This is a genomic window from Rahnella perminowiae (assembly GCF_019049755.1).
Taxonomy (GTDB): Bacteria; Pseudomonadota; Gammaproteobacteria; order Enterobacterales; family Enterobacteriaceae; genus Rahnella; species Rahnella perminowiae.
Window position 1 is genome coordinate 1 of sequence record NZ_JAFMOS010000516.1, and the last position, 14,183, is coordinate 14,183.

Annotated in this window: 7 protein-coding genes; 4 read left to right on the top strand and 3 right to left on the bottom strand. The window is 52.7% G+C overall.

The genetic code is table 11. The features are described 5' to 3' along the window. Positions 1 to 54: 54 nt before the first annotated feature. Together malQ and malP are read right to left on the bottom strand one after the other, a co-directional pair. Positions 55 to 2,145, bottom strand: a complete 2,091-nt coding sequence (gene malQ, locus J1785_RS11140) for a 4-alpha-glucanotransferase (protein WP_217219415.1) — start codon at positions 2,143 to 2,145, stop codon at positions 55 to 57. 9 nt (positions 2,146 to 2,154) lie between these two features. Continuing rightward, the gene (gene malP / locus J1785_RS11145; protein WP_217219416.1) at positions 2,155 to 4,557 is read right to left on the bottom strand and encodes a maltodextrin phosphorylase; all 2,403 of its coding nucleotides are present in this window, start codon (positions 4,555 to 4,557) and stop codon (positions 2,155 to 2,157) included. Between the two features lie 323 nt (positions 4,558 to 4,880). Between malP and malT the strand changes: the two genes are divergently transcribed. From malT to pdeR, 4 genes are all read left to right on the top strand, one after another. Beyond that, positions 4,881 to 7,607 (top strand): HTH-type transcriptional regulator MalT, encoded by a 2,727-nt coding sequence (gene malT, locus J1785_RS11150; RefSeq protein WP_129954431.1) that lies wholly within the window; start codon positions 4,881 to 4,883, stop codon positions 7,605 to 7,607. A 252-nt stretch (positions 7,608 to 7,859) separates the two neighbouring features. Then, positions 7,860 to 8,144 carry a YjcB family protein gene (locus J1785_RS11155; RefSeq protein WP_129954429.1) on the top strand — a complete coding sequence of 95 codons (285 nt, stop codon included), beginning with the start codon at positions 7,860 to 7,862 and terminating at the stop codon, positions 8,142 to 8,144. A gap of 380 nt (positions 8,145 to 8,524) precedes the next feature. Then, entirely contained in the window at positions 8,525 to 10,822 is a 2,298-nt protein-coding gene (gene bglX, locus J1785_RS11160; protein WP_217219417.1) for a beta-glucosidase BglX, read from the top strand. A 282-nt stretch (positions 10,823 to 11,104) separates the two neighbouring features. Further along, complete coding sequence (gene pdeR / locus J1785_RS11165) at positions 11,105 to 13,123, top strand: cyclic di-GMP phosphodiesterase (protein WP_129991620.1); 2,019 nt, start codon at positions 11,105 to 11,107, stop codon at positions 13,121 to 13,123. A gap of 25 nt (positions 13,124 to 13,148) precedes the next feature. Here pdeR and J1785_RS11170 read toward each other — a convergent pair whose 3' ends face one another. Continuing rightward, positions 13,149 to 14,015, bottom strand: coding sequence for a crotonase/enoyl-CoA hydratase family protein (locus tag J1785_RS11170; RefSeq protein ID WP_129954423.1), 867 nt, complete (start codon positions 14,013 to 14,015; stop codon positions 13,149 to 13,151). Between the last annotated feature and the right edge of the window lie 168 nt (positions 14,016 to 14,183).

The window sequence follows — 14,183 nt, forward strand, 5'->3', positions numbered from 1 at the left end:
CAATAAAAAGAGAGCCATGATATGACTCATGGCTCTCTTTGTAATGATGACAGTTTAATTTACCGAGACTTTCCGGCGACGTTTATCAAGATCTTTAATCAGCTTATTCACCTGCTCGTCGGCGAACATGTCTTCGAGCGTATGAGAAAGCTTACGCCGCCAGTTCGGGTATTCATCGCTGGTGCCGGGCACATTGACCGGTGTGTCCATGTCCAGCCAGTCTTCCGGTTGCAGACCGAGCAAGGCGCAGGCGCTGTCGGCAACGTAGCGTTGCAGACCCCGGTTGAGTACCGGCGTCATTTCCATCAGCGCGGCTTTATGCCCGGTTTTCTTCGGGATGCAACCGTAATGATGCAGGCCGTCGAGCAACCCCTGACGTGCGCGGGCACGGTCAGCGTACAGCGCCTGTAAAACAGCTTCGTCACGGTATAAACCGAGGGTTTTGCCCAGCGCCAGATCGTCACTTTGCCAGTAGCCTCGCAGCGTCGGCAGGTCATGCGTGGTGATAGTCGCCATCGCCTGAACCGGATAGGACTGCGGCGCGCGGAAGTTGTTTTCCTCATCGCGTTCGAAATACAGCACCTTATAGGAATACACACCGCTTTCGCGCAGTTTACTGACGATCTCGACCGGCACCGTACCCAGATCTTCGCCGATCACCATGCAGCGGTGCCGCTGACTTTCCAGTGCTAAAATGGCCAGCAGATCATCCACCGGATACTGTACATACGCGCCTTTATCCGCCGTTTCACCAGCCGGGATCCACCACAGACGCAGCAACGTCATCACATGATCAATACGCAATGCACCGCAGCTGGTCATATTGGCACGCAGAAGATCGATAAACGGCTGATAGCCGCGTCTCACCATCACATGCGGATCCATCGGGCGCAGATCCCAGTTCTGTCCGAGCGGGCCCAGAATATCCGGCGGCGCCCCCACCGAGGCTTTCAGGCAATACAGCTCGCCGTCACCCCAGGTTTCGGAGCCGCCTTCTACCACGCCGACCGCCAGATCCCGGTAAAGCCCCATCGGCATCTCGTACTGCTGGCTGGTGTGGTAACACTGCGTAAACTGCGTTTCCGCCAGCCACTGCAACCACACATAAAACTCCACATCCTGCGCATGCTGTTCACAGAATGCCCTCACGGCCGGGCCCCGGGCATCATGATATTTTTCCGGCCAGCGGTTCCAGCCAAGCGCCACATCACTTTCTTTCGCCAGATGCTCGTACAATGCATCAAAGGCAGCCTGCAGATACAGGCTTTCACCGCCCTGTTTGACGAAATTACCCAGGGACTTCACCTGCGGATCCTGTGGCTTACGCCCCAGGAAATGCGCGTAAGCCAGCCGTAACCCTTCTAATTTCAGCGGCATGACGTTAGCGTAATCCACCCGGTCATTCGCGCGCACCGCCTGTATGCGTTGCTGCGTCAGCGGCTGATGCCACCATTGTTGCGCCGCATCGCTTTGCCTGAAATCTTCTACCGCACTGACGTCGATATAAATCACATTCAGCCAGCGGCGGGAAGACGGGCTATAGGGGCTGGCAGCCGCCGGATTCGCCGGATACAGCGCGTGGATCGGATTAAGCCCGACAAATGCGCCGCCACGTTGAGCGATATTTTTCAGCATCATACTGAGGTCACCGAAATCACCGATGCCCCAGTTATTTTCCGAGCGCAACGTATAGAGCTGTACGCAGGCGCCCCACAGTTTTTTACCGGCCAGCAGGGCATCCGGTTCATAACAGCGTTTCGGTGCCACAATGACCCGGCAATCCCACTGTTGCGCGTCCTGTGTCAACGTCAGCTGATGATAGCCGGCAGGAATTTTACCCGGCAGCGCCAGTGTCATTTTGCCGCTGATCCGCCCCTTTTGCGTCGTGCCGCTTTCCAGCTTCAGTGTCCAGGCATATTCGCCTTCACCGCTGACCGGTAATGCCAGACGGCTGCCCGTGACAAATACTTTGACCGAGGGTACCGGTGTCGTCACCGGGCGGCTGTGTCCCGCCTCCCAGCCCATCGCCGATAACAGCTCACGCTTGGTCTCAGGGGCGATCGCCTGCTGTTTACCGTGCGCGTTAATAAAACCAGAGGCGATCCCCGCCTCCCTGGCGGCCTGCTCCAGTGCTTTGTTCTCCATGCCAGCTCCTTATCGCTTCGCCTGCCAGATCCGCTGCTGATAATCGCGGATCGAACGGTCGGAACTGAACATCCCTACGCGGGACGTGTTGAGGATAGTTTTGCGCGTCCATTCATCCTGATCGCGATACAGCGCGTCCACTTTCTGCTGTGCCGCACAGTAATCCGCAAAGTCGGCCAGCACCAGATACGGGTCGCCGCCGCCCAGCAAACTGTCGAGCATCAGACTGAACGCCTGCTTTTCACCATTGCTGAAGAAGCCGTTTTCCAGCTCTTTGAGAATTTTATCCAGGTGCTTGTCTTTCTTGCGAATTTTAAGCGGATCGTAGCCCTCCGCCTGCAAAGCTTTGACCTGATCGACGGTATGACCAAAGATGAAGATATTGTCTTCACCCACCTCTTCGGCAATCTCAACGTTCGCACCGTCGAGGGTGCCGACGGTCAGCGCACCGTTCAGTGCCAGTTTCATGTTGCCGGTACCAGATGCTTCTTTGCCCGCTGTTGAGATCTGCTCGGATACATCGGCTGCCGGGATCATCAGTTCAGCCACGGATACGCGGTAATCCGGGATAAATACCACTTTGATGCGGTCACGCACCAGCGGATCGTTATTCACTTTTTCCGCCACCTTATTGATGGCGTAGATAATATTTTTCGCCAGGTAATAACCCGGTGCCGCTTTCGCGCCGAACAGGAAGACACGCGGCACCAGGTCCATTTCCGGGTTATCACGCAACTGGCGGTACAGCGACAAAATGTGCAGCAGGTTAAGGTGCTGGCGTTTGTACTCATGCAGGCGTTTGATCTGTACATCGAAAATGGCATCAGGGTTGAGCGTCAGTCCCATTGTCTGTTGCACGTAATGCGCCAGTTTGATTTTGTTCTCACGCTTAATGGCCTGATAACGCTGACGGAACTTTTTGTTGTCGGCAAAACCTTCCAGCCCTTTCAGCGCGTCGAGGTCATTCACCCATTCCGTTTTCAGGGTGTCATCAATCAGCGATGACAGCGCAGGGTTACACTGTTTCAGCCAGCGGCGCGGTGTGATGCCGTTGGTCACGTTATGGAATTTATTCGGCCACAGCAGGTGGTATTCCGGGAACAGATCTTTGACCACCAGTTCGGAATGCAACGCTGCCACGCCGTTCACCGCAAAACCACTGACCACGCACAGATTCGCCATCCGCACTTGTTTGTCCTGATGAACTGACAGTTTTTCCCATACGGCTTTGTCACCCGGCCACTGTTTTTCGACCACTTTTTTAAAGCGGGCATTGATGGCTTTGATCAATGAGAAATGGCGGGGAAGCAGGCTGCGCACCAGTTTTTCATCCCAGCATTCCAGCGCTTCCGGCATCAGTGTGTGGTTGGTGTACGCGAATGTCTGACTGGTGATCGCCCAGGCCGCATCCCAGTCAAGCTGATGTTCGTCGAGCAAAATACGCAGCAGCTCAGGAATGGCAATGGTCGGGTGCGTATCATTGAGCTGGATGACTTCGAATTTCGGTAAATCCTCAATTTTCCGGCCAAGGAAATGATGGCGGCGCAGGATATCGGCCACCGAGCAGGCGCACTGGAAATACTGCTGCATCAGGCGCAGGCGTTTACCGGCGTCATGATTGTCATTCGGATAAAGCACTTTGGTGAGTTTGGCCGCATCAATGCCTTTTTGCTCGGCTTTAAGAAATTCACCGTCGTTGAACAACGTCAGATCGAACGGATGTACGTCAGTGGCCTGCCACAGGCGCAGCGGTTGGGTGACACCATTTTTGTAACCGACCACCGGCAGATCCCAGGCTTCCCCCCGCAGGGTAAACGCGGGCTGCCAGCGTTGAACGCCCTTTTCGTTTTTCGTCAGTTTGCCGCCGAACGCGACATCCACAGACAGCGAGCTATTGTGGCTGAACCACGGATAGCTTTCGCGATGCCAGCTGTCCGGCGCTTCCTGTTGCTTGCCTTCGCTGAACGACTGGCGGAAAAGACCATACTGATAGTTCAGACCATAGCCGGTCGCGGGTTGCCCGACGGTTGCCATAGAATCGAGGAAACAGGCAGCCAGACGGCCTAACCCGCCATTGCCGAGTGCCGGATCGGTTTCCTGCTCCAGCACATCGGCCAGTTCAACCCCCTGCTCTTTCAGCGCCTGACTGACCGTGTCATACCAGCCGAGATTGATCAGATTGTTTGCGGTCAGGCGCCCGATCAGGAACTCCATCGAGATATAGTTAACGTGCCGCTGAGGCTGTTTTGTCGCTTTTGCCGCAGGCTGCGCACTCAGTTGTTCAGATAATGCGGCACTGGTAGCCTGCCACCACTGATGCGGTGTCATATCCTGTGCCTGTTGCAAACCGAACCCTTGCCACTGGCGTTTCAGCGCGGCTAAAAATTGCGTCTTATCTAAAGTCACCTGCATTTCATGCCTCTTTATCCGGGAATTTGTAGGGAAAGCCTGATGTTGATTATCACTATGCTGACGTGTGTATCGGTAAGCGGCATCATCCCGGTAAAGATTAGGCAGGGAGGAGAAACGGGGCGTAGCCGGAGGAGACGGAGGTTCAGGGCAAACGCCTGAAAATTTGTATTAAGAAGTGTGATGCAGAGCAACTTAACGGCATGTAAAAACGTAACATTCTTGCAATCAATGTTTCAAAGGAGGACTTTAGAAAAAGTGATTAATTACACGCTGTGAAATAAATAACACCCCTCTGTCCCTTTCTGTCAAAAGAATCGAAAAAAATGCTGATCCCTTCAAAATTAAGCCGCCCGGTGCGGCAGCAAAATACAGTAGTTCGGGAACGTCTGCTGACGAAGCTCTCGACTGCGCCAAATTATCGTCTGACCCTGGTCGCCAGTCCGGCGGGCTATGGGAAAACGACGCTGGTGGCGCACTGGGCAGCAGGCAAAAGCGATCTGGGCTGGTATTCTCTTGATGAAAGCGACAATCAGCCGGAGCGCTTTGCCTGCTATCTGATTGCTGCTGTGCAGCAGGCCTGCGGCGGACATTGCGTCAAAAGCGAAGCGCTGAGTCTGAAGCATCAGTACGCCAGTCTGCCGGCGCTGTTTGCCCAGCTTTTTGTGGAACTTTCCGACTGGCACAGCCCGTTGCTGCTGGTCATCGATGATTATCATCTGATTTCCAATGATGCCATTCATGAAGGGATGCGTTTTTTCCTGCGCCATCAGCCGGAAAATCTGTCACTGGTGGTGCTTTCACGCACCCTGCCGCCGCTGGGCATCGCCAATATGCGTGTACGCGAGCAACTGCTGGAGCTCAACGCTTCGCATCTGGCCTTTACGCATCCGGAAACACAGCAATTTTTCGATAACCGGCTGAAAGACCCGATTGAGCAGGCGGACAGTAGCCGGTTATGTGACGAAGTCGCAGGATGGGCCACCGCGTTGCAACTGATTGCCCTATCGGCACGGCAGTCTTCGCACTCTTCCCAGCATTCGACCCAGCAGTCCGCACGTAAGCTGGCCGGGTTGAATGCCAGCCATCTTTCTGAATATCTGGTGGATGAAGTTCTGAATCGCGTTGATGCACCGACGCGTGATTTTCTCCTGCGCTGCTCGCTGTTGCGCTCGATGAACGATGCGCTGATTGTGCGCCTGACCGGCAGTGAAAATGGTCAGCAACGTCTGGAGGAGCTGGAGCGCCAGGGGTTATTCATTAACCGCATGGATGACAGCGGCGAATGGTTTAACTTCCACCCGCTGTTTGCCACCTTCCTGCGGCAGCGCTGTCAGTGGGAACTGGCGTCTGAGCTGCCCGCTATTCATCGCGCTGCCGCCGAAGGCTGGCTGGCACAAGGTTTCCCTGCCGAAGCGATTCATCATGCGCTGGGTGCCGAAGACACTCATCTGCTGCGGGATATTCTGCTGCAACACGCCTGGGCGCTGTTTAATCAAAGCGAACTGGCGTTGCTGGAAGAATGTCTGGCCGCCCTGCCTTACGACCGGCTGATTCAGAATCCTAAGCTGGTGCTGTTACAGGCATGGCTGGCACAAAGCCAGCACCGTTATGCTGAAGTCGACGTGCTGCTGGCCCGCGCTGAAAACGAAATGAAACAGCGTAATATTGTGATGGAACAGGCGCAGGCAGCCGAGTTTGATGCGCTGCGTGCGCAGGTGGCCATCAACGACGGACGACAGGATGAAGCGGAAAAACTGGCCGCTGAGGCCCTGCGTTATCTGCCTTATGAAAGCTATTACAGCCGCATTGTGGCGACATCCGTCACCGGTGAAATCCAGCACTGCAAAGGGGATCTCACCCGCGCACTGCCGCTGATGCAACAGACCGAACAAATCGCACGCCGTTACGAAGCCTATCACTACGCTTTATGGGCGCTGCTGCAACAGAGTGAGATCCTGATTGCTCAGGGTTTTTTGCAGGCCGCGTTTGAGATGCAGGATCGCGCTTTTGAACTGGTACGCGAACAGCATCTGGAACAATTGCCGATGCACGAATTTTTACTGCGTTTACGTTCACAACTTTTGTGGTCGTGGTCGCGGCTCGATGATGCGGAAGAAGCCGCGCGTGAAGGGCTTAATGTGCTGACCAACTTCCAGCCACAGCAGCAGTTGCAATGTCTGGCGATGCTGGCGAAATGTTCGCTGGCACGCGGCCAGCTCGACAATGCCCATCACCATTTGCAGCGCTGTGAAGCGTTGCTGAAAACGGGTCAGTATCACATCGACTGGTTGACCAATACCGATAAGCCACGTGTGATTTACTGGCAGATGATTGGCGATAAAAACGCGGCACGTCAGTGGCTGCAACAGGCGCGTAAACCGGATATGGCGGATAACCATTTTCAGCAAGGTCAGTGGCGCAATATCGCCCGTGTACAAATTTTGCTGGAAAAGTTTGATGAAGCAGAAGTGGTGCTGGATGAACTGAATCTGAATGCCCGGCAGCTGCGCCTGACCAGCGATCTCAACCGCAATTTACTGCTGAGTAACTTACTTTACTGGCAAACCGGGCGCAGAAGTGACGCCCAAAAGGTATTGATCGAAGCGCTGTCACTGGCGAACCGCACCGGTTTTATCAGCCATTTCGTCATTGAAGGGGAAATGATGGCGCAACAACTGCGCCAGCTGATCCAGCTTAATCTGTTGCCGGAGCTGGAACAGCGTCGCGCCCAACAGATTTTGCGCGAAATTAACCAGCATCACCGCCATAAGTTTGCCCATTTCGACGAAGGCTTTGTGAACAAACTACTGACCCATCCGCAGGTGCCGGAACTTATCCGCACCAGCCCGCTGACTCAGCGCGAATGGCAGGTTCTGGGGCTGATTTACTCCGGCTACAGTAATGACCAGATTGCCGGTGAGCTGGATGTAGCCTCGACGACGATCAAAACGCATATCCGTAATCTCTACCAGAAACTGGGCGTCGCACACCGGCAGGAAGCGGTACAGCAGGCTCAGCATCTGCTACAAGTCATGGGCTACGGCGCATAATTATCCCGTCGGCAGACATCGCGATTTAGCCGCTTTCATAACACATCATCAAAATAAGTTGATGTGTTATGCCTATTTTTCATTAGCGCACATTTTTTACTCAAAAATAAAATCCGGTGATATAATGTGACCGTCGTCACATAATTGTAATTCACCATTTCTTCAGTAAAGCCCATTGCCCGCCTGTTGTAGCAGTCCTCCGGCTGTTTTTTGGCTTCGTGCAAGCGGCTGTAGTGAGTAAGGATTTTATCGATGGGTACATTAACTGCCGGGATTTTAATGATGCGCTGGGAATTGCTGAGCGCCTTTTTGATGTTCTGCACCAGCCAGCTTAATATTGTTTGTCGCCAGTCCAGCCGCAATACCATGGCATTCGTTTGCAGCGGTATCGGTCTGACCGTGACCTGTTTTTTTGTCATGAGCCTGATGGGCATGAGCTACAACGCCGTTGCCATCGCGCAGTTCTGGGCAAATACCAAAGACGTTTTCTTTGATGTCATGAGTAAAACCCCGACCGATATGTCTTACTACTATTAGTCTGATGTCCTTAGCGGATATTCCTGAATATTAAAGGGCAGAGCCGTATGTGCTGCCCTTTTGTATTATCCACGCGCTTCCCCCGCCAGACTTTTGATGCTTATTTGTTCAGCCAGATGTCATGTAATCCTAAATATAAAAATTTGCGTGATGCATCGAAGGTCTTTTTGTATCTATCATTCTGATTACCTGTAAATTGCGGGATGTCCCGAAAGGTAAAAAGATATTGTGTTGGCGTCTAAACTATTCATTGCTAATAGTTGAACGGACGTATTAGATTCTCACTCTATACTTTTCTTAGAATGATCATTGCTTTGTTTGCTTCAGGCTGCTGAATTTTCTCTGATTTAGCTCCCCTGTTTATGGCTGAAGGAATTCCGATGAATACGCATCACATGCTTGGCGCGTTAGTGTTACTGGTAAGTTCTGCTTCTTCTCTCGCCGTTGAAACAACGGGCATACCTCAGGATCAGGTGAAAGAACGCAACGCGTTCATTGCTGACCTGATGAAAAAAATGACCCTTGATGAAAAAATCGGTCAGCTGAATCTGGTCACTGTGGGGCCTGAGTACCAAAAAGAAGCGATTATGGCTGACATCCGCGCCGGTAAAGTCGGTGGCGTGTTTAATACTGTAACGAAACCTGATATTCGCCGTATGCAGGATCAGGTGCAGTACAGCCGCCTGAAAATCCCACCGTTTTATGCCTATGACGTGGTGCATGGTCAGCGCACCATTTTCCCTATCAGCCTCGGTCTGGCGGCGAGTTGGGACATGCAGGCGGTTGCCACCAGCGCACGCATTTCGGCACTGGAAACGGCAGCCGATGGCCTGAACATGACGTTCTCACCGATGGTCGATATTACCCGTGATCCGCGCTGGGGACGTGTCTCAGAAGGTTTCGGCGAAGATACCTATCTGACCTCGCGCCTCGCGCATGAAATGGTTACCGGTTATCAGGGCAAAGATCCGTCTGCTCCTGATGCCGTCATGGCAAACGTCAAGCACTATGCGTTGTACGGTGCTGTCGAAGGCGGTCGTGAATACAACACCGTCGATATGAGCCTGACCCGCATGTTCAATGATTACATGCCGCCGTATAAAGCGGCAGTGGATGCCGGTGCCGGCGGTGTAATGGTGGCGCTCAACAGCGTTAACGGCATTCCCGCCACCTCGAATACCTGGTTACTGAAAGATATTCTGCGCGACGACTGGCAGTTCAGGGGCCTGACCGTCAGTGATCACGGGGCTATTGGCGGGCTGGTCAAACACGGCGTTGCCGAAGATGATCGTCAGGCTGCCGCGATGGCGCTGAAAGCCGGTGTCGATATGGACATGGCCGACAATATGTACGGTAAATACCTGAAAGGCTTACTCGCCGACGGTCTGGTCAGCCAAAAAGATATTGATCGCGCCGTTCGCGATGTTCTGGCCGCAAAATGGGATATGGGGCTGTTTGTCGATGAATATCGTCATTTAGGCCCGCAGTCGAGCGACCCGGCGGACACCAATGCCGAGAGCCGTCTGCATCGCCAGGAGGCACGCGAAGTGGCGCGAACGTCGCTGGTACTGCTGAAAAACAACAATCAAACGTTGCCGTTACAGAAAAAAGGCACGATTGCCGTCGTTGGCGCCCTGGCTGACAGCAAACGTGACGTAATGGGCAGCTGGTCTGCAGCCGGTAAAGCGGCGCAGGCTGTGACGGTATTGCAAGGCATGAAAGATGTACTCGGCGATAAAGGCACCATCCTGTATGCCCGGGGAGCCAACGTCACTAACGATCAGGCTATGGTCGATTTTCTGAACTCTTACGAGAAACAGGTAATCAACGATCCGCGCAAACCGCAGGATATGATTGACGAAGCGGTGAAAACGGCCGAAAAAGCTGACGTTGTGGTCGCCGTCGTCGGTGAAGCACAAGGCATGGCACACGAAGCGTCCAGTCGTTCAGATATCAACATTCCTCAAAGCCAGCGGGACCTGCTCAAGGCATTGAAAGCCACCGGTAAGCCGCTGGTTATCGTGTTAATGAATGGGCGCCCTCTGACCCTGACGTGGGAAAACGAAATTTCTGACGCTATGCTGGAAACCTGGTTCAGCGGCACCGAAGGGGGACATGCGATTGCCGACGTTCTGTTTGGTGATTACAATCCGTCAGGCAAACTGCCGATGACCTTCCCGCGCTCTGTCGGGCAAATTCCTTTGTATAACAGCGTGCTCAATACCGGCCGTCCGTTTAATCCGCAACATCCGGATAAATACACCACCCGTTATTTTGATATCACCAACGGCCCGCTGTTCCCGTTCGGTTATGGTCTGAGCTACACCCGTTTCAGTGTGTCTGACGTGAGTTTGTCGTCCACCACGATGGATGCCAGCCACCCGCTGACGGCCAGCGTGATGGTGAAAAACACCGGTAAAGTCAGTGGTGCCACTATCGTTCAGATGTACCTGCAGGATGTGACGGCGTCGATCAGCCGTCCGGTTAAGGAGTTGAAAAACTTTGAGAAAATCAACCTGCAGCCGGGTGAAGAAAAAACCGTTACATTTGCGATCAACGAAAAAGATTTACGTTTCTACAACGACAAGTTGAAATGGGCTTCAGAGCCAGGAAAATTCAATGTATTTGTGGGGTTAGATTCGCAGGATGTGAAAAAAACCAGTTTCCTGCTGAAATAACTTTCCGGGCCTGTAACCGGGCCCGGAACACAATCGCAAAGCTTCCTCTTTCAGGCGGTAGTCCGGCAACGGAGGCCGCCTGTTCTGAGCAGTAATATCTGTCCGGTTACTGGATATATAACCGACAGTTGCTAACCTTTAATTCAATGTGTTACGCCATTCCGCGCCTATCCGTTTTTTATGGCGTGTTGCGGGTGAGCTGAACAGAGTAAGCTCCGTCTGTGCTGACTGTCGCCTGTCGCCACACTGGCGGCGTATAGCGTTCTTTGCGGAGAAACATTCATGGCCGACTCTCAAGATGCTTCCCTTCTGTACCTGCATTTTGGTACACCACGCCCTTATTGGCGACTGGGTTCAGACAGCAATGCCCTTGAGTTATCTGCAGAGAAAGGCGTCGTCAATATTACCATCCCCCTGACACAATGGCAGGCCGGGAAAATAAGGCAACTGACCGGAATCACCTCAAGTTTTACGCTGGATATCACCCTGTTCGGATCACCTGTATGTCTGTATCTTGTCGGGCGCAAAACCGACAGCAAAGCCTGGGCCGGTACGGCCTCCGCCTATCAGGACACCGCGTCTGTCGCCCATGATCTTGAAGTCGGTCTGACCTTTGCTGAACAGGTGGTTTCCGAAGCCAATTCCGTGATTGTCATTATCGATCAGGAAGGCAAAGTCCACCGTTTTAACCGTCTGAGCGAGGAATATACCGGCCTGCGCGAAGAAGATGTTATCGGGCGAAGCGCCTATGACTTATTCATGTCCATGGAAGAAGGTCTGGCTTCACGCCAGAACATCACGGGTTTTTTCCAGCATCAGCAGTCTTACGAAGTGGAACGCTGGATCAACACCGTCAAGGGCCAGCGCCTGTTCCTGTTTCGTAATAAATTCGTCCACAGCGGCAGCGGCAAACAACAAAAATATTTGATTTGCTCCGGCTCTGACATCACAGACGAACGTAAGGCGCAGGAGCGTTTACGCGTGCTGGCAAACACCGATCTGGTCACCGGTTTCGCTAACCGTAATGCCTTGCAGGAATCCCTTGCCAGAGCACTTCTCGATCGTGGTGAAAACAAAGTCGGGCTGATTTATCTGGATCTGGATAACTTCAAAAAAGTTAACGATGCCTACGGACATATGTTTGGTGATCATCTGCTGCGGGCTGTCTCTGACGCCATTCAGGATTGCCTGTCGCCCAACGATAAACTGGCGCGACTCGGTGGCGATGAATTTATTATTCTCAGCACCCATGCTGAGATAAAAATGCTGGAAGCACTGAGTCAGCGGGTGCTGCGCAGGCTCAGTTTGCCGTTCCGTATCGGACTGATTGAAGTGTACACGGCCTGTTCAGCCGGTATTGCGATTTGCCCGGAACACGGTACTGACGGCGACACACTGTTACAAAACGCCGATACCGCCATGTACGCGGCCAAGGAAAAAGGCAAAAATGTACACTGTGTATTCTCATCAGGCATGAATGAAAAAGCCTCTGAATACATGTGGTTAGATACACACTTACGCAAAGCCCTGTCTGAGAAAGACCAGCTGGTTTTATACTATCAGCCAAAAGTGTCGCTTTACGGCAACGTGCAAAGCGTGGAAGCGCTGCTGCGCTGGAATTCTCCGGAACGCGGCCTGATCCAGCCTCAGAGCTTTATTTCCTATGCCGAAGAATCGGGGCTCATCACGCCAATCGGTAAATGGGTGATTGAAACGGCAACCCGTCAGGCCACTGAATGGCAGAAAAAAGGGCTAAATTTGCGTGTGGCGGTAAACCTTTCTGGACGCCAGCTCAACAACGGTTCATTCATCACCACATTGTCGGATGCCATGAAAAATGCAGGTATGAAAGGCTGTCTGCTGGATTTCGAACTGACAGAAAGCTGCCTGGTGGAAGACGAAAGTGCAGCAGTCGCCATGATTAACCAGTTGCATAAACTGGGCGCGCAGGTGCATCTGGATGATTTCGGCACCGGCTATTCTTCACTGTCACAACTGGCGAGGATCCCCCTTGACTGCATAAAACTGGATCAAAGCTTTATCCGTGGCATCAATGACAATACGGTGTCTCAGGCACTGGTGCGGGCGATTGTGGCGGTGGCAAAAACGCTGCAACTGACGGTGGTCGCGGAGGGGGTGGAAACGGCGGAAGAAGAAAAGTTGATTGACGAAATCGGTGTGGACAGCAAACAGGGCTTTTTGTACGCCAAGCCAATGCCCGCGAATGAGCTGGAGCACTGGCTTGAGGAAAAAACAGGTGCTTCACCCCATATTTTTAAACATAAAGCAAAACAGAAATAGCGCCAGTGACGGGCTGTCTCTGTTGCTAGCCGGTTTTACGCAATGATGCCGTATGCCGGTTTTGCAGCATGACCAGACGCTCCATATAACTCAGATCTTTCTCCTCCAGAGTAAATGCGGCATCCACCCAATCCTCTGTAATATCCATCAGTTCTGAACGTGATAATTGCAATACACGCTGGCGTGCGCGGATCATTGCCCGGATACCGTTGAGCTTTGGCCGCAAAACATCCATAAACGTACGCGTGGCGTTGAAGGCTTCCCCCGGCTGGAATAACACATCCACCAGTCCGCGGCTTTCAAACCATTCGGCAGTATGCGACTCGCCGGTGGAAATCAGTTCCTCCGCCAGCTTCATCCCCGCCTTACGTGACACCAGTGAGTAACCGCCCATTCCCGGGAAAAGGTTAAACGCGATCTCGGGGAACCCCATCCGTGCCGTATTCTGCGCCAGCACATAATGGTGCGCCAGCGCGGCTTCAAAGCCACCGCCAAGGGCTGTACCTTCGATCATCGACAAACTGATCGCTCCCACGTCAAATCCGCGCGCAGCAGCGTGTACGCAGTCCACACAGGATCTGGCGTAAGCACGTAACGTCTCGCGTTTGTTATTGACGATGGATTCCACAAAGAAACTCAGATCACCTCCCACATTGTACATATTGGGCACCAAAGAGCCGGTAACCCAAAAATCAAAACGCAGCCCCGACGCTTTTGCGGCATAAGTCAGCGTCATGATGTCTTCAATGAGTTCATGATTAAAACAGGGGCGTGGATAAGACCTGAGCATCATCCACATGACATTACGACCTTCTTCATAATAGGCTGCAATCTGGGACAAATGCCCGGCTTCGGTGAACGGGCGGCAGGCTGTATGGTCAATAAGATTCATAATATATATCCAGGTTAGAAATGAATTTTTAGGGTGAAGCAGCTCCAGCCTAGTCCAGCTCTAACCCGAACTGAATCGATTCGATATCGTTTTATAAAAATAATCCTAACACGCACAAATCCCTAAAAAAATGTTAAAAATAAATGACCTGCAATAAGACGCATACTG